Source organism: Paenibacillus vortex V453, assembly GCF_000193415.1.
Taxonomy (GTDB): domain Bacteria; phylum Bacillota; class Bacilli; order Paenibacillales; family Paenibacillaceae; genus Paenibacillus_AQ; species Paenibacillus_AQ glucanolyticus.
In genome coordinates this window covers 127,738-147,195 of sequence record NZ_ADHJ01000018.1, presented here as the reverse complement: position 1 = coordinate 147,195, position 19,458 = coordinate 127,738, and the positions used below count along the sequence as shown (strand labels likewise).

Annotated in this window: 20 protein-coding genes and 2 pseudogenes; 3 read left to right on the top strand and 19 right to left on the bottom strand. The window is 49.7% G+C overall.

What is annotated here, in order from left to right; translation table 11 throughout:
• Nucleotides 1-101: 101 nt before the first annotated feature.
• From PVOR_RS11100 to PVOR_RS11065, 8 genes are all read right to left on the bottom strand, one after another.
• A complete protein-coding gene (locus PVOR_RS11100; RefSeq protein WP_006209263.1) occupies nucleotides 102-1,079 on the bottom strand; it encodes a Gfo/Idh/MocA family protein in 978 nt (325 codons plus the stop codon).
• 363 nt (nucleotides 1,080-1,442) lie between these two features.
• The gene (locus PVOR_RS11095) at nucleotides 1,443-1,643 is read right to left on the bottom strand and encodes a hypothetical protein (RefSeq protein ID WP_234972837.1); all 201 of its coding nucleotides are present in this window, start codon (nucleotides 1,641-1,643) and stop codon (nucleotides 1,443-1,445) included.
• Nucleotides 1,644-1,805: 162 nt separating this feature from the next.
• Complete coding sequence (locus PVOR_RS11090; RefSeq protein ID WP_006209258.1) at nucleotides 1,806-2,723, bottom strand: alpha/beta hydrolase fold domain-containing protein; 918 nt, start codon at nucleotides 2,721-2,723, stop codon at nucleotides 1,806-1,808.
• Between the two features lie 167 nt (nucleotides 2,724-2,890).
• Entirely contained in the window at nucleotides 2,891-4,660 is a 1,770-nt protein-coding gene (dhaK, locus tag PVOR_RS29575; protein ID WP_006209257.1) for a dihydroxyacetone kinase subunit DhaK, read from the bottom strand.
• Nucleotides 4,661-4,740: 80 nt separating this feature from the next.
• Entirely contained in the window at nucleotides 4,741-5,355 is a 615-nt protein-coding gene (locus tag PVOR_RS11080; RefSeq protein ID WP_006209256.1) for a DUF1349 domain-containing protein, read from the bottom strand.
• A gap of 43 nt (nucleotides 5,356-5,398) precedes the next feature.
• Entirely contained in the window at nucleotides 5,399-5,875 is a 477-nt protein-coding gene (locus PVOR_RS11075; protein WP_006209255.1) for a hypothetical protein, read from the bottom strand.
• A gap of 113 nt (nucleotides 5,876-5,988) precedes the next feature.
• On the bottom strand, nucleotides 5,989-6,138 hold the full coding sequence (gene rpmG / locus PVOR_RS11070; RefSeq protein ID WP_006209254.1) for a 50S ribosomal protein L33: 150 nt from the start codon (nucleotides 6,136-6,138) through the stop codon (nucleotides 5,989-5,991).
• Nucleotides 6,139-6,246: 108 nt separating this feature from the next.
• Nucleotides 6,247-6,711 (bottom strand): disulfide oxidoreductase, encoded by a 465-nt coding sequence (locus tag PVOR_RS11065; protein ID WP_036636620.1) that lies wholly within the window; start codon nucleotides 6,709-6,711, stop codon nucleotides 6,247-6,249.
• A gap of 306 nt (nucleotides 6,712-7,017) precedes the next feature.
• On the opposite strand from PVOR_RS11065, the pseudogene pdxR reads away from it, so the two are divergent.
• Nucleotides 7,018-8,455: pseudogene (pdxR, locus tag PVOR_RS11060) on the top strand (MocR-like pyridoxine biosynthesis transcription factor PdxR).
• A gap of 98 nt (nucleotides 8,456-8,553) precedes the next feature.
• On the opposite strand, the gene PVOR_RS11055 reads toward pdxR, so the two are convergent.
• From PVOR_RS11055 to PVOR_RS11005, 11 genes are all read right to left on the bottom strand, one after another.
• Nucleotides 8,554-9,075 (bottom strand): redoxin domain-containing protein, encoded by a 522-nt coding sequence (locus PVOR_RS11055; RefSeq protein ID WP_006209252.1) that lies wholly within the window; start codon nucleotides 9,073-9,075, stop codon nucleotides 8,554-8,556.
• A gap of 42 nt (nucleotides 9,076-9,117) precedes the next feature.
• Nucleotides 9,118-9,678 (bottom strand): SCO family protein, encoded by a 561-nt coding sequence (locus PVOR_RS11050; RefSeq protein WP_006209251.1) that lies wholly within the window; start codon nucleotides 9,676-9,678, stop codon nucleotides 9,118-9,120.
• Nucleotides 9,675-10,034, bottom strand: a complete 360-nt coding sequence (locus PVOR_RS11045; protein ID WP_006209250.1) for a c-type cytochrome — start codon at nucleotides 10,032-10,034, stop codon at nucleotides 9,675-9,677. The genes PVOR_RS11050 and PVOR_RS11045 overlap by 4 nt, the downstream gene beginning before the upstream one ends.
• Nucleotides 10,035-10,066: 32 nt before the next feature.
• Nucleotides 10,067-10,480 (bottom strand): FixH family protein, encoded by a 414-nt coding sequence (locus PVOR_RS11040; RefSeq protein WP_040680486.1) that lies wholly within the window; start codon nucleotides 10,478-10,480, stop codon nucleotides 10,067-10,069.
• Between the two features lie 25 nt (nucleotides 10,481-10,505).
• The gene (gene cyoE / locus PVOR_RS11035; protein ID WP_006209248.1) at nucleotides 10,506-11,378 is read right to left on the bottom strand and encodes a heme o synthase; all 873 of its coding nucleotides are present in this window, start codon (nucleotides 11,376-11,378) and stop codon (nucleotides 10,506-10,508) included.
• Nucleotides 11,375-11,698 (bottom strand): cytochrome o ubiquinol oxidase subunit IV, encoded by a 324-nt coding sequence (cyoD, locus tag PVOR_RS11030; RefSeq protein ID WP_006209247.1) that lies wholly within the window; start codon nucleotides 11,696-11,698, stop codon nucleotides 11,375-11,377. The genes cyoE and cyoD overlap by 4 nt, the downstream gene beginning before the upstream one ends.
• Nucleotide 11,699: 1 nt before the next feature.
• Entirely contained in the window at nucleotides 11,700-12,326 is a 627-nt protein-coding gene (gene cyoC / locus PVOR_RS11025) for a cytochrome o ubiquinol oxidase subunit III (RefSeq protein WP_006209246.1), read from the bottom strand.
• On the bottom strand, nucleotides 12,326-14,299 hold the full coding sequence (locus PVOR_RS11020) for a cbb3-type cytochrome c oxidase subunit I (protein ID WP_006209245.1): 1,974 nt from the start codon (nucleotides 14,297-14,299) through the stop codon (nucleotides 12,326-12,328). Before PVOR_RS11020 ends, cyoC begins: the two co-directional genes overlap by 1 nt.
• A 14-nt stretch (nucleotides 14,300-14,313) precedes the next feature.
• The gene (gene cyoA, locus PVOR_RS11015; RefSeq protein ID WP_036636606.1) at nucleotides 14,314-15,234 is read right to left on the bottom strand and encodes a ubiquinol oxidase subunit II; all 921 of its coding nucleotides are present in this window, start codon (nucleotides 15,232-15,234) and stop codon (nucleotides 14,314-14,316) included.
• A 153-nt stretch (nucleotides 15,235-15,387) separates the two neighbouring features.
• Nucleotides 15,388-16,278 carry a COX15/CtaA family protein gene (locus tag PVOR_RS11010; RefSeq protein WP_040680483.1) on the bottom strand — a complete coding sequence of 297 codons (891 nt, stop codon included), beginning with the start codon at nucleotides 16,276-16,278 and terminating at the stop codon, nucleotides 15,388-15,390.
• A gap of 217 nt (nucleotides 16,279-16,495) precedes the next feature.
• Nucleotides 16,496-17,407 (bottom strand): DMT family transporter, encoded by a 912-nt coding sequence (locus PVOR_RS11005; RefSeq protein WP_006209242.1) that lies wholly within the window; start codon nucleotides 17,405-17,407, stop codon nucleotides 16,496-16,498.
• 93 nt (nucleotides 17,408-17,500) lie between these two features.
• Here PVOR_RS11005 and PVOR_RS29570 point away from each other — a divergent pair.
• Together PVOR_RS29570 and PVOR_RS10995 are read left to right on the top strand one after the other, a co-directional pair.
• Nucleotides 17,501-18,408 (top strand): annotated as a pseudogene (locus tag PVOR_RS29570) (AraC family transcriptional regulator).
• Between the two features lie 383 nt (nucleotides 18,409-18,791).
• A complete protein-coding gene (locus tag PVOR_RS10995) occupies nucleotides 18,792-19,412 on the top strand; it encodes a putative glycolipid-binding domain-containing protein (protein ID WP_006209239.1) in 621 nt (206 codons plus the stop codon).
• The last annotated feature ends 46 nt before the right edge of the window (nucleotides 19,413-19,458 follow it).

Below are 19,458 nucleotides of genomic sequence, written 5' to 3'. Positions count from 1 at the left end.
ACTGAACCCATACACACACGAAAGGCCACCGTACTTCTCGTTGCCCCTCACCCTCGATAGAATTCCGAAGCACATGGTTAGATGTGATATGTGCCGTTTGTTTAATGATTTCCTATTTTGACCGGCAATCCCGTTTCAGCAGACTGCAAAGCTGCATATGTAATCTCCATTGTGCGGACGGCATCCTCATAAGAGGATAGGATTCCTGAAGTTTCGCCTGTGCGTACCGCATGAATAAATGCTTCGTTCTCCCGTTGATATGGGTTGGCCGCATTCCGGTATTCCGTTCTCCTGCCTTGTTCATTAACGATCAGCCTGTCTGCTCTGATGTCAAGACTCCCCTGTTCCGTATAGATAACCAAGCCTACCTTCTCCGATTCTGGCAAAATACAGGTATTGGAGATGGCTGCCACTGCCCCGCTCTTTAACTTCAGTGTAGCGGTTCCCACATCGTGAACGCTTACATTATCATGCATATCCTTCATCGCTCTATGGGCAAAGGCCGCATACACTTCATCCACTTCCCCCAGCAGGCAGCGCAGCAGGTCAACCATATGCGTGGTTTGTTCTATGAATTGTCCTCCAGAGCCTTCCTGTTGCCTCCACCAATACACCTGCGGCATATCACCCATCCAGTAGCCAAGAGCCATTCCGATCTTTCGGCTTTCCAGCAGCTCAGCCGCTTTGATGGCAGCGTCCGTATAACGGAAATGATAACCGACTGACGTCATTAGCCCTGACTTCTTCACCCCTTGCGCAATCTTCTTCGGGATTTCCAGATTCGTGCCAAGCGGCTTCTCGACCATAAACGGAATATGCCGATCCACAAGCAGAGACTCTATCTCCCCATGCGCAAAGGGTGGAACACAGATATAAACAGCATCCGGCTTGCTATCATCCAGCATCTGCTCAACGTTCGCATACGCTTTGGCAGAGCTGTATCCTTCTATCGCTTGGTCTGCCTTATCCTGGCTTGTTCCGACAAAGGCAGCAACACTCACTCCGTCCATGTCGGATAAAATACGGGCATGCATCTTGCTAAACCAGCCGGTGCCGATGATTCCTACGTTCAATGCCATATGATTCCTAGACCTCCTCCTGAATTAGAAACGCAATGGTTTTCCTCTCATCGATTGATAAAATAAACCCAGCAGCGAACATAACAAACATCAGAATGTTGGCCATGCTATCAACCGCTGTGGAGCTGATGTCTTCAGATTACATCAAATGGACCTGCGTTCCAATGATAATCATAAAGATAATAGCTGCAGACCCTATCCATGAAAAAAGGATGCAAAAAATAAAAGCAGCCGGTACATCGTGTGTACTGGTTTGAACGTTAGATGTAGCTGTCCAGCGTGGAGGGAATGAAGCCCCGTCCAAGTCCTTTATCATAAAAAAACTGCCCCCCGTTCACTGTAACGGGGAGCAGTTGCTGTATGTTATTTAAAAATCATCCATATAACAATGAATGCAATTAAGGATGCCAGATAGATGATGAGCAGCTTCGTGAGATTGGTCTTGGTTTTCCGTTCATAATTCGGATTAGCCTTCTTATTCTCTTGTGATAACCCTACAAGAAGTGTTGATACTCCTCCAATTAATGCCAGCGCAATGACAATCATGTACATAACCAACCCCAAACAACCCCATTCAATTATTCATTATACAGAATCTGCTATTGACCCGAGGTACCAGGATCAACATCATGCATCATAACTTGTTCGTTCAGCCTCATTATAATGAACAAACGGTTAATGCACACCATCCAATTGCGCGTCAGTTCTGACCATCCAATTGGTCCTTCAGCCACCATCCATTTCATCGCATTCTAAATCACGTATGATTAACCGCTGCAGCCTGTCCAGTGCCTCTTCAGCTTCAGGCATTGGAAAAAGAGGCCAGACATGCATCATATATTCATACTCCCAGTACTCCGTATCGACACCCTCAACATCCAATCGATCACGCAGCAGCCGGGCATCCGGCAGCAGGGAATCATCGGTCCCGATCAGGATCACCGTGCTTGGCAGGTTCTTCATATCGCCGAACAATGGGCTGACCGCAGGATCGTCCATGGGCAGACTCCCTGCATACATCCTTCCGACTGCTCCAAGACCAGCCGGCTGCAGGAAGACATCCCGCTGCGGTATGCCGAGATTGGCTATCTGCGGATTGTCCATGGCGACGTCCACCCAAGGTGCAATCAGAATTAATCGCTTGGGCGTAAGTGGCGTCTCCTTGAATCCTTGTGCCACGTTCAGTGCTAATGCGCCGCCAGCCGAATCCCCCATCAGAAATACCGGACTCTGGGCCTTAGAGCAGACAAACTTATAATATTCGCGCATCAGCTCAGTCAGATCCCCTGCTTCTATGCTTGGCACGGTCGGATAGTTGGGCATATATATCGATAATCCGGTTAACTTCGTCCACTGTTTAACAAAAGCAAAATGAGGCGGGAGAATTTCTTCGATATAGGCGCCGCCGTGCAAATATAGGAGCGTTCCCTTCTCCCGAGCACCATGCGATATATAATAGTTCATACTCAAACCGCTTTCGCTCTGGAGAGATCGCATTTCAAATCCTTCCTGCTCGCCGGTAAGGGCTGGATAAGGAGGCAAGGTATCGATATACTGCCGAATTGCCTTGGCATCTTCCCATTTATGATGAAATCCCTCAGCCGTCAGTTTCTGTTTGATAGCTATGCTTTCTTTACTCGGCATCTGGTCCAATCCCCTTTTGTTTGTGTTATTAATCGTATGTAAGTCCATCTATCCTCAATATTATCACTGCACATTGCACCCGGGCTGTAGCAATTGATACAGAACAACGCGCAGCAAAGAAGCCTCGCCTTTCACAAATGAAAGCGAGGCTCCTTGGTTTGATTATTCTATTTTGCTCTTGTGAGCGATTGGGAAAGCTCCGTAAATATAACCCCGAGCGCATGTGCCCCGGCGTCCGGGTAGCCGATGCTCCGCTCGCCGACGGTTCCGGCTCTTCCCATGCGAGCTACGAGGGCCTCCGTGCTTTTTGCACCCTCCACGGCTGCCCGTGCCGCTTGAACGCCGGCAGCCAACAGATTCTCCCCGTCATGCGCGCTAACTCTCCAAGCCTCAGCATACGGAATGAGTGCGTCCATCAGCGTCTTATCCCCCACAACTGCCCCTCTTCCAAAGGATCTTTCACCCGTGTCCTGTATTCCTTGAACCACGGCTTCCATCATCTCGGCGATTTCAGCTATGGACAGCTCCTTCTTATGCAACGCATATTTGCCCGCCGCCCGAAAGGCAGAACCCCAGATCGGACCGGATGCGCCGCCGCAATGCTCCATGATAATCAGTGAACAGGCGTTCAAGAAACTTCCGATATCAGCGGCCTCGGATATAAGCTCCTCCCATTCGGCTTTGAGTTGCTTGAATCCCTTGGCAACACTCATGCCAAAATCACCGTCACCGGCGTGCGCATCCAGTTCACAGAACGGGACTTCGTTCGCAATAATGACCTCACTCATTTTGTCTATCAAGTAGATGATGTTGTTCAGTGACAATTGATCGTCCGAAACGGCAGCATACTCTTCATGTGTCACCATGTTGTAGGATTCCGGCTGCTTCTTATGCCGGGATTCCTCTAGAACATCGTGAAATACGACAGGCTCTAGCGGTCCTCGTGTTACGAGTGCAGGCGTGTCACATGGCTCGCCCAGCAAATATTTCAGCTGGTCCGTCAATTTCATGATGGAGACCGAAGCGCCTACCATATCGATGCTTGTCATGTAATTGCCGACAAAGACTTTAAGCACCGTAACGTTCCGCTGATTTAATTCCCGCATGACAGAACGGTTCAAGAGATACAGCTCCTGCAGCGGGGTGCCCCCGAAGCCGTTGACCAATACGGCAACTTCCTGCGGGCTATCACCGTTTACTTGCAGACTTTCCAGCAGCTCCGCTACCATTCTCCGTGCCAGCTCGTCAGCCGGAATCATCTGCTCACGGCGGATTCCAGGCTCGCCGTGAATGCCTACGCCATACTCCATTTCCTGCTCGCCAATGGAGAAAGTCGGCGTCCCCTTGGCAGGCACCGTGCAGGACGTGAACGCACAGCCAATGCTTTTGACATTATCGATGGCATGCTGAGCCGCTTCTTTAACCTGCTCCAGCGACATGCCGGCCTCTGCGGCCGCACCCGCTATTTTATGTACCAAAACCGTGCCCGCGACCCCTCTTTTTCCTACGGTGTACAGGCTGTCTTCAACCGCGATGTCATCGTCAACCTTCACATAGTCGACTTGAATGCCATCTTCATTCGCCAGATAGGCGGCATTCTTGAAATTCATCATATCTCCGCTGTAGTTCTTAATAATCAACAGGGTGCCCTTCCGACTGGCCGATGCCCGGATTGCCTGATACACCTGAATTTGGGATGGAGATGCAAACACATCGCCGCAAACCGCGACGTCCAGCATGCCCTTGCCGATAAAACCCGCATGCGCAGGCTCATGCCCGCTCCCCCCGCCACTGATCAAGGTTACTTTGTCCTGGTTCATGTTTTTCTTTTGGATAAAGGTATGCTTATGATGAAATTCCAACTCTGGATGAGCCATGACGAAGCCGCTGCACATCTCTCTGACGAGGGTTTCCGGTTTGTTCATGATTTTCTTCATAATTATCGCATCCTTACGATTTGGAGTGGTTGATTTAGAGCAGACCCTATATTAATCTGACTGATGTCACAGAAACGATCCTAATCTTCAGTAGACGGATCAACATGAATGTCACTGTCAGGATCGGTCATTACCCAGCGTGTGAAGGTTACGTGCAGCCCGGAACGGGTCGGCGAACAAATAAAAGGCCCTGCTTGACTTGCTGTATTGATCGGAAAAGGCGCCACTCGAAGAGTTCGCCAAGGATGCATCTCAGTTCTCGCCCTAATGATGACCGCATCATTCATTCTCGAAGCGCGGATCGTGACATTCTCGCCAACCCACTCCGGTACAGGTGCGAGCGACCAATCCGAGTATCCTTGGGTGACAACAACAGCAAGCTGCGGGATTCCATCATTAATCTCGATCCCTGCTTTGATCCATTGCCCCGGAGCGTTCATCAGCATGATTCCTGCCTGATCATAAAGCTCCGTAAACGATTGCAGCTGAAACGTTACTTCCATGGCCGTATCCTTTTCCCACCGTGTGAGCAGAGAATGTCCGCTGTCGCGTTGAAACCCGTATAAGGTTTTCTCCCAATAATCACTGCCTTCTCTGGACTCTACCTTCAAATATTGTCCTTCCTTCGTCTCGGTGACTGATATCGGCACGGTTGTCCATTGACCCGAATCCCAAGATATTCGGCTACGTATCATTCCATCACGACTCCTTACCTCATCTAATGTTATTTCAGTATCTTCACAAGCGGGATTCCTGAATGAACTGCTCCGCGCTATGCAGTAAAAGAATGCAGAAGGAACGGTTATGTCCGATGAAAAACGAAGACACATCGTAGCGGCTACGGGAAGGCTCATAGGTTATGAGCGCTCGATGTTTCATGTTCCTCATAAGAAGGTTCGTGAACGACTCCGCAGGACCGCGGTCGGAAAAATACGTAAGATAGGCATACAGCGAATGGTCCACAGGTTCATCGAGGGGACTCACGCCAGCGCAGGAGAACTCGGTGACCAGTCCTGCACGCTGCAGCCGGATCAATATCGGATGCAGCTGCTCGTCAACCGGCGTTTTGCCGAATAGCCGCGTACGCTTGGACAGCTTGCGCACCTTGGGTCTGTTAATCCAATCGTTTAACTCCCGCCTTCTCCGACGCCACTGCTCGTCGGTATGTGTGCTCAGCAGCAGCTCGCCGCCAGCATCATGTCGTTCCTGATGCATACCATCCCTCCTCTCTTCAATTTTGCAGGAACCTGCTAATCTCAGTGTAGTCCCATTTCGTATGAAGTCAAATAAGCCGGACCTTGGGTCCGGCTCTTGGTGGTTCGTATGAACTAGCGTGTTTCCCGATGAAGTGTTACTCGCTTCAAGCGCGGACTATATTTGCGCAACTCCATCCGCTCCGGGTGATTTCGTTTATTTTTTGTCGTTGTATAGTTGCGGTCACCGGTTTCCGTGCATGCCAAAGTTACCGTCACTCTCATATTCAGCACCTCCTCATCTCACATTTTATTAATCGTAACGATTACGATTAGTTAAACCATACTTTAATCCTGTTCTTATGCTTTGTCAAGAAGCAGGTCTGATTGCGCTTAGTCTTCGGTACCGGCTCCCGCCGCCTTGGCGGCTCTGGATAAACTCCACAGCAGGACGGTGATTAACAGAAACGCGGTTAGAGCCATAACAGGAATTGTAATAAAACCCAGCCAGGTAAAGTAATTTACGTTGCAGGGAGTGGGGCCGCAAGCTGCTAAACCATGATTGCTAAACAACGAATAGAAGCGCTGATACGCGATGTGGTATACCGAGATGGCTCCTCCGATGCAAGAGAGAGGAAGAACATACTTCATGATTCCCAAATCTTTCTTGTAATACGCAATGCCCAAGAGAATGGTTAGCGGGTACATAAAAATCCTCTGAAACCAACACAAGTCACATGGGATATATCCTTTGATTTCGCTAAAATAAAGGCTTCCCAGAGTTGCTGCAATCGAAATGATCCATGCAGCCCCGAGTCGGAAATCTGGCTGGAATTTATAAGTCGTCAATGGGTTCATTCTCCTTATTCATCTCATATTTATGCTGCTCTGTATCATCATAGTGCACATGCTGTCCCCGAAGAATGACCCTTACGGGCTATATTCGCTCGTTCTCTGGACGATAATACGAATGATCATCGGCACAAATGTTTATCATGCTTACCCCATCCAATTCACGGTCTGAAGGCACCATCCATGTTCAACAGATTGATAGAGATTTGTCATCATAATGATAAAATTATGAAAACCCTTTATTTGTGCATAGTGATATGATCAAGATTACAGACAGGAACAACCTGAATATGTCATGAGAGGATGAGGAAAGTGTGGAAGCCGGATCGTAACAGCACACAACCTCTATATCAGCAAATTGCTGATGATCTGGAGCAAAGAATATCCTACGGTGAGTTTCCGCCAGGGAGTTTACTTCCATCCGAACGCAAACTCGCCGAGCAATTGGGAGTTAATCGAAGCACCGTGGTTCTGGCTTACTCGGAGCTTCGGGCGCTTGGTATCATAGAGAGCCGTTCCGGGAGCGGAACTCGGGTCAGCAGCTCCAAGTGGGGAGCTACACCCAAGCATACGCCGAACTGGCACCGTTACGCGGAGGGAGGAAACTTCCTGCCTAACCTGCCTTTTCTCCGTCGCATTCGGGAAGCATTGGCTTATGATCCCTCCCTGATTGATTTTGCGAGCGGAGAGCTTGCCGGCGATTTGGCGCCGAACGAAGAAATGAACACGATATTGAGTCAGAAACCGGATACTCCCTATCTGGGTTATGACAATCCGCAAGGATATGGTCCACTACGACAGGCATTGGTAACTTATCTCAAACAATATCGGGGGATTCATACCACTGAATCGTCCATATTAATCACGTCAGGCTCCCAGCAATCGCTGTACCTCATTACGCAGTGCTTGCTTTCGCCTGGTGACGCAGTGGCTATTGAAGACCCGTCATATTGCTATTCACTGCCTATGTTTCAATCTGCCGGTCTTCGATTGTTCAGACTGCCTGTTGATGAACGAGGGGTACAGCCAGAGGACATACGCTCCCTGTACAAGAAACACCGGATCAAGATGATTTTTATTAATCCGAATTTTCAGAATCCGACAGGCACCGTCTTGGCTGAAGAGAGAAGAGCCCAACTGCTTGATGTTGCAAGTGAGCTTGGGCTTCCTATCGTGGAGGATGACCCCTTCAGTTTAACGGCCTACCAGTGTTCGCCCCCTCGCACCGCTGAAGTCCGTGGATTCAGTCGGGTCGGTGCTGTACATTGGATCTCTATCAAAAATCGCAGCGTCCGGCCTCCGCGTAGGCTGGATGGTCGCCCCGAATTCTGTCGTTGAACGGCTCGCGGACGCCAGACAGCAGATGGATTTCGGGCTGAGCGTGGTTCCCCAAAGCCTCGCTGGACAGTTTCTCAGCTCCTCCTATTTTGCGCCTCATCTGGACAAGCTGAGAGCTAGCTTACTGTACAAGCGTGACTTACTGATGGAGTCCCTTCGGAAAGAGCTGAACGGTCTCGTTCAGTTCCATGTGCCTGAGGGCGGTTTGCATCTCTGGTGCAAAATCATGCCGGAAGTGAATGATAGCAAGCTGCTGGAAGCTTCCATACAAAAGGGCGTTATTTTTGCGCCGGGAAGCGTATATGGTTCAGCATCCGGTTACGTTAGATTCACTTATGCCCGTGCCAGGGCTGAGGATATCCCGTCCGGCATCTCGAGGTTTGCTCAAGCTCTGCACGCCACGATTCAATAGGGCAGATCGTTAACAAGGGGATGTTCTCCTCCATGGAATAAAGAAAAGGTTAGCTTACCAGAAGCTAACCTTGTTCTCGTGACCTAACACACTTGTTCCTATTGAATCCTGCTCATCAATTCCTTGACGAACGCAAGACTCGGCAGCTCGCCGGTGACTCGATCAACCATTTTACCCTGGTCATCAATCAAGACGGTTACCGGAAGACCACTGATGCCGTATTGGCCTTTGATTGTATTGTGCTGATCCAGCACAATCGGCATCTCCAAATGATGCTTCGAAGCGAATGCCTCCGCTTTCTCTCGGCTTTCTCCTATATTGACAGCGATAATCTGAGTGCCGGATTCCTGCGCGTACGCTTCGTTCAGGATCGGCATTTCATTAACGCAGGGACCGCACCAAGACGCCCAGAAATTTAACAGCACGGGCTGCCCTCTGTAATCGGAGAGCCTGACGGGCTCGTCCTGAAGATTCACCGCCTCAAAGTCGGGAGCTGTTTGGCCAATCTCAGCGGTTTCCTGATCCCCCAGCAGGGCATGTACGAGAGCGTATATTCCGGCTGCCGTTACAAGCGCAAGAATCAGCCATCGGATCCATGATGAATGAGCTAATCGGTTCATTTCATTCCACCTCGCTTAGACCGCCCCTACTTCAGCAGCGATTTAACGTCCTTCAGGATTTTGTTCATAAGGCGGGTCCATGTTGCCATCATATTTCGCGACAACCGTGCCCGATTGGTCTATCAGGTAGAAGGACGTGCCATGAATGACCTGATCTGCTGCTGTATCCATGGCAATAGGTGCTTTAAAGGATTGCAGCACAAACGATTTAATATCCTCAAAGGTATATCCCGTGAGCGCATGCCAGTTCGTGAAGTTAGCATCAAATTTGCCCAGGTAACTCTTGAGTGCTGCAGGTTCATCCCGTTCCGGGTCTACCGAAAAGGATACCAGCGTGGCTTCGAGCCCCGCATCACTCAACCGCTGCTGCAGCTCTGCCATATTGGCAGTCATGGTTGGACACACCGTAATGCAGCGTGTGAATACAAAGTCCGCGATCCACACCTTTCCTTTCAGATCAGCTAAAGAGACCTCCTCTTCATCCTGATTGATGTATTCAAATGGCTGGACCGGAATGCTCAGCTGACTCGGCTTGGAATTGCCGCATGCGGCTGCCACCAGCAACACCAGCATGAGCACGCCTATGAGCATGATCTTTTTCATGTATCCCCCTCCTGCTCCTCGTTCATGTTCGCAAGCCACGCCGCTATGGATTGGATCTCGCTCTCCTCTAGAATCTTCCTGTAGGAAGGCATGCCTCTATAGCCATCCGTTACAATGTCGCGTATTTCATCCTCCGAGAGCCTCGTTCCGACATCTTTAAGACTAGGACCTACCCTTCCGCCTAAATCGATAGCATGGCATGAGAGGCACTGACTCTTGTAGAGGGCAACCGCCTTTTCATCCTCCGGTGTAACAATACTGGCGCGAAGCGCAGAGTCGTCCTCGGTTCTTTCACTGCAAGCAGACAACACCAGCATCGCCAGCATAATAAGCATCAACCTGTATTTTCGGGTCATTGTATCCGCCACCCCTTCTTACCCGATCACTTCTACCTCAGTTCACTTCTCCACAGATCTCCTACAACAATCTCTTTTTTTGGCATCACATGCATGCCTCTTGCGGTCACATGCGCAGTCACTTCATAGGTCCCTTCGACCTCAAAAGCCTTCTCTATTCGGTACCTTCCGTCTTCTTCATGTTTAGCTTCTATCCGTTGGAACTCAACCTGATCGGCCAGCCGGAACTCGAATTCCACCTCTTGGGCATCTTCAACAGGCGACTCGCCTTGTGTCACTCGCGCTTCAAAAGGGACGGTCTCCGAGGTCTTTACCGGACCCGTCGGCAGAATCAGATCGACCCGGATCAATTCTTCAACCTCTGCATCGGACGCAGGAGCCGAAGAACACGATACTAATAGCAGCACGCACAATATAAGAACAATCAACCCCGATTTCTTCATCATTTCACCCCATTATGCATGCCTATCATTAAAGCGCAGTCGTATCCAGAATCATGACAATGAACACGATCATCAAATAATTTACGGAAATCAGGAAATTGGTTTTAGCCCAGCGTTCATCCTCCGAAACGGTTAATCCATGCAGCGTATGCAAGAGCCATATCACACCACCAATCACAGACACCGTCAGAAATACGGGACCGGAGAAGCCGTAAACGTACAGCAAAATGACGGTTGGGAGCAGCAGCGTTACATAGGGAATCATCTGCACTTTGGTACGCCTAACTCCCTTACGGACAGGCAGCAATGGAAACCCTGCCGCTCTGTACTCCTCCACCCGCCGGATGGCCAGCGACCAGAAATGCGCGGGCTGCCACAGGAACAGCAAGCAGAATAACAGAACAGCTCCGGTATCCACGGTTCCCGTGCCGGCACAGTATCCGATAACCGGCGGAACCGCTCCCGATACCCCGCCTACAGCGGTGCTCCAGGTTGAATTTCGTTTCAGCCACATCGTATAGATGACAATGTAAAAGAACATCCCCAGCAATCCAAGCCACCCGGCAACCTTGTTCACGTTCAGGAACAAAATGACTTCTCCTGAGATACCAAGAGCCACAGCACACCAAACAGCATGGGTTAACTTTATTCGTCCCGTCGCTAGCGGCCTATTGCAGGTTCGGGCCATTTTGCGATCCAGCTTGTAATCCCAAACGTTATTAAAGATGCAAGAAGATGCCATCGTAAGTGTTGTTCCAAGCAGCATCCAGCACAACAGGCCAAAGTCCACCACCCATTTGGAGGCTAGCCAGTAGCCTCCAAATGCAGCAACCAGATTAAGCTGAATAATGCGCGGCTTTATAAGCTGCATCCAATCCCCCAGTAAGGTGGCATTCTTCATACAGCTACCATGTTATACAGCATGATCCACATGGACCCCGCTACGATAACCAGCAGGATAACCAGACCCAGCACCAGCGATATCAGATTGTAGCGCGGCTTGTTCTCCTCACGCAAATGCATGAAGAATAAGAGCTGAACCATAAGCTGCAGCACCGCGGCAGTCATCAGCACGACCGAGTTCCAGGTTCCTTCCAGCCAATCATTCATCACAACGGTGATGGGAATCAGGGTCAGAATGATCGAGCAGAAGAAGCCGATGGTATACGATTTGAAAGAACCGTGACCCTCCGGGGTTTGATGCGAATTCGATGGAACCATATTAACTCACCCCCATTAAGTACACGACCGTAAATACAAAGATCCACACCACATCAAGGAAATGCCAGAACAGACTAATCACATTCACCTTCCGTTTGGTTACCGGGGTGATTCCCCGCTTGGCCAGCTGAATGATCAGGGCGATCATCCAGACCAGTCCAAACAGTACGTGCAGTCCATGCGTACCCACCAGGGTGAAAAAGGCGGATAAAAATGCGCTGGTTCCTATCGTCGCGCCTTCGTGTACCAGATGATTGAATTCGGCAATTTCCATCCCGATAAATATGGCGCCCAGTCCAGCTGTAACCGCCAGCCAGGATATGAGACCCTTAACGTTGTGCTTGTGCATGGACAGCAGCGCAAGACCGCAGGTATAACTGCTGGCAAGCAAGATAAACGTGCTTGTTATAATTCCGCCCATTTGAAACAGGTCTGCAGGTCCCGGACCGCCGTCCGTATTTTGCTGCAGCACGATATAGGTGGCAAAAAGCGTTCCGAATATAATGACATCGGTCATCAGATAAATCCAGAAACCGAACGTTCGCACTTCCTCCATATCCGGATGACCATGATGTTCATCATGCGCGTGAGCTTGCAATATTTGTTCTGATGTTTGGGACTCAGCCATTAGATACTCACCTTCCTTATGGCAGCTTCTGTTCGCTCGATTTCATCAACCGGAATATAATAATCCGTATCATAGTTAAAGGAATGGTACACCAAACAGCCAACAACGCCTGCCAATCCGGTATATATGAATCCGGTCCAATCGAATATGAAACCAAAGCCTGCTATAAACCAGAAAGCCGACATGACAATCGGGACTCCGGAATTTTTAGGCATATGAATCGGCTCCAGCTTCTGCTTAATGGCTTGATGCGCCCCTGCGGATTGTTTCTGCTCCCACCATTCATCTTGACGGGATGCATTCGGCAGAACGGCAAAGTTATAGACCGGTGCCGGCGACGGAATGGACCATTCCAGCGTGCGGCCGTTCCACGGATCGCCCGTGGTGTCCCGGTTCTTGGCCTGGTGCTTGAATCCATCCACGATCTGCCAAACCTGAAACAGAAAAGCAATGGCCATCAGCACGGCACCGATCGTGGACACCAGGTTCAGCTCCCACCAGCCTTTATCCCAGCTGTAAGTAACCACCCGGCGGGTCATTCCCATCAGGCCGAGCACATACTGCGGCATAAAGCAGCAATAGAACCCGATGTTCCAGAACCAGAACGCCCATTTTCCGATGCGTTCGTTCAGTGTGAAACCGAACATTTTCGGCCACCAATAATACAATCCGGCAAAGTACCCGAATACAACGCCCCCGATGATCACCTGATGGAAATGTGCCACCAGGAAGTAACTGTTATGGAACTGAAAATCCGCCGGAGCTACGGATAACAGAACGCCGGTCAAACCGCCGACAATAAAACATGGAATGAATCCAATCGTCCATAACATTGGCGTTTCGAATGTGATTCTCCCCCGGAACATGGTAAACAGCCAGTTGAACACCTTCACGCCGGTAGGGATTGCAATCAGCATGGTTGTCAAGGCAAAGAACGCATTGACGTCCGCGCCCGATCCCATCGTAAAGAAGTGGTGGGCCCATACCAGGAAGGACAGGACGCTGATGATCATCATGGCCCATACCATGGACTTGTAGCCAAACAGCTTTTTCTTCGAGAACGTGGATACGATCTCTGAGAATATCCCGAATGCCGGCAGAACGATGATATACACCTCAGGGTGTCCCCACATCCAGATCAGGTTGATATACATCATCGGGTTCCCGCCGCCGTCAAGCGTGAAAAAATGAGCCCCGGCATAACGATCCAGAAACAGCAGCGCAAGCGTCGCGGTCAGAATCGGAAACGAGAAGATAATCGCGATGCAGCTGGATAGCACCGACCAGGAAAACATCGGCATTTTCATAAGTTTCATGCCCGGTGCCCGCATTTTCAGAATCGTCACCAGGAAGTTGATCCCGGTCATCAAGCTGCCGAGCCCCGAGATTTGGATTCCCCATATATAGAAGTCCTGCCCCACGCCCGGATTGTACATGGTACCCGAATACGGCGGATACGCAAGCCAGCCGGCATCCGGCGAGCCTCCGATGACAAACGACAGGTTAAACAGCATCGCCCCTGAGAAGAACAGCCAGAAGCTGAGCGAATTCAGGAACGGGTAGGCTACGTCTCTCGCGCCGAGCTGCAGCGGCACCATGATGTTGAACAAACCGAACATGAACGGCATGGCCATGAACAGAATCATGATAACTCCATGCGTAGTGAAAATCTGGTTATAATGATCCGGCGGCAAAAAATTAAGCTCCGGCATGGCCAGCTGCGCCCTCATTAAAAGCGCATCCACTCCGCCCCGAAACAGCATCAGGAAGGCAGCCAATATGTACATAATGCCGATCTTTTTGTGGTCAACGGTTGTCAGCCATTCCCGCCATAACCACTTCCACTTCTTGAAGTACGTCAAGCCGCTTACAGTGGCGATCAAGGTTAGCACGATGGTGACATCCGCCCCATAGATTAACGGATCGCCCGTTACAAAAAACTCGGAAGCAAACTCTTTTATTTTTTCCCACATTAGAAGCTCTCTCCTTACCTAGTCACCTGGTCCTCGAATTCGAAGTTTTGCGTGTTTTTCCATGACAAGCCATGGTTGTGAGAAGCGGCATATTTGGTCACCGTCATCTCGAACAGACCTTCCGGAAATGCGGAATACGATTGAACCTCAGATGTGGACGGCTCTCTCAGCTGTTTATAGCCTTCCAAAGTCAGCTTGGGCGAATCGGTCTTGACCTCCTCCACCCATGCGTCAAACTCCTCCTTGGACGTGGCCTCCACATCAAAATACATCTTGGCGAAATCCGTGCCTGTAAAGTTGGCTCCGGAGCCCCAATACTCCCCTACCTCATCGGCCTGCAAATACAGCGTCATCGCCATGCCCGACATGGCGTACATCTGACCGCCCAGCTGCGGTATCCAGAACGAATTCATCGGCGAATCCGCCGTAATTTCGAAGCGGATGGGCACATCCTCCGGAATCTTCAACTCATTCACCGACGCTATGCCCTGCTCGGGATACTGAAACAGCCATTTCCAGTTCAGGGACGTTACCTGCACCGTAAGCGGTTTCTCGCTGGAGGCGATCGGTTTCGACGGCTCCAGGTCATACGTTGCTTTTACCGTGATAATGGCCAGCATCAATATGATGAGCACGGGAATTCCCCACCAGATCAGCTCCAGCTTCGTGCTATGCTCCCATTCCGGCGTATACGCTGCTTTTCTTCCTTTTTTATCCCGATACCGCCAGATGATGACGGCAGTCAGAATCAATACCGGAACGATGACGATGCAGCACAGCAGGGTCGAAATAATCATCAAATCGCGCTGCTGCTCCGCAATGGGCCCTTTCGGGTTCAGAACAATGATATTCTCGCTGCATCCGGTCATCGCCAGCAGCATGATGGACAGCAAAAAAACCAATCCCATCCATCGAAGTGCTCTCGGTCGTTTCATTACATTCAGCTCCAATCTCTGCTCACTTGTCGTGACTTACTTTAGTGGAGAAGACATTCGGTGTCACCAGCCGTTCGTTCACTAAAAATACAGGCCAAGTTCAATTTTCTGTAACAAATTTCATATACAAGTCCGAATTTCAATCTCATCAACTCATCGTCTCTTCCACGTACGGATCGCAAAAACAGAAAGCAAACTAAAAAGCAAGGTGGCGAGCACGTTGTGAATCAGGCTTGCAAAAATATAGACATGGCTGTTGTTCATCGCAAGTGTCAGCCACGCTCCGCTCAGAATCTGCGCGAGCACCACGAGATTGAGACCAACTGCCAGCGCTGTCAGGCCTGTTGAGCGCTCCCTGATCTCGTATCTTCTTACGGCTAGAAACAGAATGATCAACAAAAGCAGTAGAATCGCAGCAGCAACACGATGAAGAAAGACGATGCCCGAGGCGCCTCCCAGATAGGGGATAACTTGGCCATTGCACAGTGGCCAGCCTATACAACCGGCCTCCGACTCGGTATGCCGGATATAGGCGCCAAGATACACCACACCGCAGCAATACAGCCAGATCCCCCAGCCCAGATAACGAATAGATCGCGGAACCCTGGCATTGGAACGGTAATCGTATGGGCTTGTGCCATACATCCATACCACCAGCAGCATGCTGCTGGCCACCGCAAATAAAGAGATTCCGAAATGAAGAGCCATGACCGCTGGCTGCTGTGGCCACATGACGGCCGCGGCCCCCATCAGTGCCTGGATCACGGTGAAGAATAAGGTGCCACCGGCATAATAACGCGCTTCCTTATGGCCCCCGTAATATTTCCGGATCACGATATACGTGACAAGAACGAGGATGCCGACCACCCCGGTTATCATCCGGTGCGAATATTCAATCATGGATTCGAGTGTATATGCCGGGATGAATTTCCCGTTGCACAGCGGCCAATCATCGCCGCAGCCGCGACCGGAACCGGTCTTGGTTACAAGCGCCCCTGCCAGCAAAACGAAGAACATGCCGATAAAAGATGACCATGCCAGCATGCGGTGCCGTGATGTTATTGCGTACAATATAATCCACCTCTTGTGTCTGAATTTAAGCTGGAGCAAGATCCGTTTTATGACCTGTCCCATTGCACAGAATAAAGAGTTGTCGGCCATTCGTGACCATCCATTATGGGCCTTTTTCTGCCATCCGCTTCACGTAGTTGACAAAAAAAAGAAACGCCCTAAGGCGCTCTTAGTCTGAATCGTTGTTACGTTATCCATCATTCGTTCTTTGATACAGTGCCAGCAACAAAATCATTCCGATAATGCAGGCCGTTCCCGCCCACTGAAAAACGCCAAAAGGCTCTTTCAACCAAAAAACGGTGGTTAGCACAGCCGCCAAGGGCTCGAGCGTTCCAAGCAAACTTGTTTCTTTGGGCGAAAGGCTCTGCAGACTTTCGATGTAGAACCAAAATGCAATCATCGTGCCAAAAACGATCACGAAGACTAGATATAAATAGGCCTCTGATTGCAAGCCGGCCAGATTTATTTTCCATGGCGGATGAAACCAAGCAAGAGCACTTCCTCCAATCAACATAGCCCATCCAACAATAACAAGGGAATCGTATTGTTCAAGTAGAGGAACTGCATATATCGTGTAAAAGGCCAACGCAATTCCGGATAGAACCCCCCACACGATCGCAGGTGTCGGCACGGAAAGCTGCGTGACGGAGCCATTGGACAGCAACAAGAAACAACCTAATAAAGCTAGCAAAGCCGTAATCATATCTTGCCTGCTCAGCAGCTTTCGTTCCCTTATAGCAAGGTATACGATGATCATGACAGGTGCTAAATACTGCAATAGCGTCGCAACCGCAGAATTCCCATGCTTTATCGATGCTAGATAGGTATACTGAACCGTTAGCATGCCAAGTAATCCGAAAACCATCAATTGCATCGCTGTTTTGCCATTCTTCCAAATCTTCCATATCTGGGATCGGTCCTTGACGAAAAACTGTATGCTCAACAGCAAAATTCCGGCTAAGCATAGACGTGTCGTCACCAGCCAATTTAGATCTATAGCGTACTGCTGCATGAGCTTTTGCGCTACGGTTCCTCCTATTCCCCAACATAATGCGCCGATGATGACAAGACCTAATCCGGTTCTCCGTGCAGGTGTTCCCATGTTGATGTCCCCATTCAAAATATCATAATATTGATATTGTAAAGGTTGATCAACAGATGGGATATAAAAATATAAGTATATTGAGGTGTCTTCTTGCAGCACAAAGAGATCAAAATCGATGCGGGCAGCTTAAGAGAGCTTACGGACCATCGTACCGTTGTACTTCCTCTTGCCTGCTATGAAACGGTCATTAAGCAAAACATACACGGTCACATACCTCTTCATTGGCATACCGAGTTACAGTTTGTTTATGTTGTTCAAGGAACAGCGGTCTTTCGGATCAACGAAGTCCAGCAGGTGGTCAAACAAGGCGAAGGCATATTTATCAACAGCGGGAGCTTGCATATGGCCGAGGATGAGCATCATTCAGGCTCTGTTTACATTTGTTTGAATGTGTCGCCTTCGTTTGTCCTGCCCCAAGAATTATATACGACCTATAGTATATCCATATATCCATGCAACCAATCTGCCTTTTCTGTTCCTTGCCCCCTCCGAACCATGGGCTCTCCGTATTTTAAGTTACGATTGAGGCGATCAACACATGTATCAAGTTGCAATCGCCGTATTATGAAATCCATATCGTTGAACATCTGGCTTCCATATGGAGAAACTTCATGCAGAATGGAATGGTACTGGAGTACAATCAGGCCGAAACAAGAAAGAATCAGCGCATGAAGGAAATGCTGAACTGGCTCCATATGCATTATGCGGAGAAAATCAAATTGGAGGATATCGCAAAAGCGGGGAACTTGAGCCGCTCCGAAACGTGCCGTTATTTCAAGCAAATCCTCAACACATCGCCAATGCAGTATGTGATCGATTATCGGATCAAACAAAGTCTCGTGCTGCTTCACGATCCTGAATCGAGCGTGACAGATGTCGGTTATCGGGTCGGTTTTAACAGCACAAGCTATTTTATAGACAAGTTTCGAGATGCCATGAACATGACGCCCTTAACGTACAAGAACCAAGTGCCTCGACAGAAGGATATCAGCCCGTAAATATAGGGTCATGCTGACTTGGTCAGTACTTCCCATCTGAATTTGCTTCCTTATTTAACATTTCAACCTGTCTATGAAAAAAAGCCAGAAAGCTTCCGGCTCCTTCCGTCGCCCGTATATTCTTCGGTCCCCCACCGCACTTTCAATACATCATCTGGCTACTGTTTTCTTTATATAAACAAAAAATGCATCTATTGCATATTGATCAGTTGCCAAAAGAACATACGTTCGGTATATAATAAAAAGGAGTCTAGCGAGGCACAACGTGAAGCCAATCCGATCGGTTCCCCTCTGTCGCTGTAAACCGTGGGAGAGCTTCATATTCAGATGCGGGTGCGGAGCGAGACTAGAAGATCTACACCAACGAAGCGAGGTATAATACTATGAATCTTAACCCAAACGCTGTTAACTATGCCCATCAAACCGGACACGATAGCGGGGAAACCCGTCAGCTTCTGCAATCGCTGCTATGGAACAGGCATGACCTGCCCTCTCTGGAGCACAGCCGTCTCTACCAGCATCAAGAGGGATTCACGCTCACCGGAACGGTTGTAGCCAGTCTGGATACCCAGCCCCTCCATTGCTCCTATGAAGTCGAAACAACAAGCAGTTGGAAGACCCGTGAGGTTCGGATTTACCTCTCTAATGGCACCGAGGAACAGTCCCTTCACCTGAAACAGGATGAGGACAACCGCTGGTGGAGCAGCGGCACAGAATTATCGTCATTTGCGGGAATGAATGACATTGATCTCGGGATCACCCCGTCCACCAACACGCTCCCGATCCGGCGTCTGCAGCTGAAACCGGGGGAGAGTGCGTTCATGATCGCTGTCTGGATTCAGTTCCCAAGTCTGACCGTCAGCCCTCTTCCTCAACGATATACGCGTACGGGTGAATGCTCCTACCGTTATGAGAGCAACAACGGGGCCTATCAAGCGGATCTGGAGGTCGACGAGCACGGGCTTGCCACGAAATATGCGGACGTTTGGAGCCGAACCCGCTGAATAAACTCCGGCGGAGTTTGGATGCCGAGGATGACCTGCCCCTTAT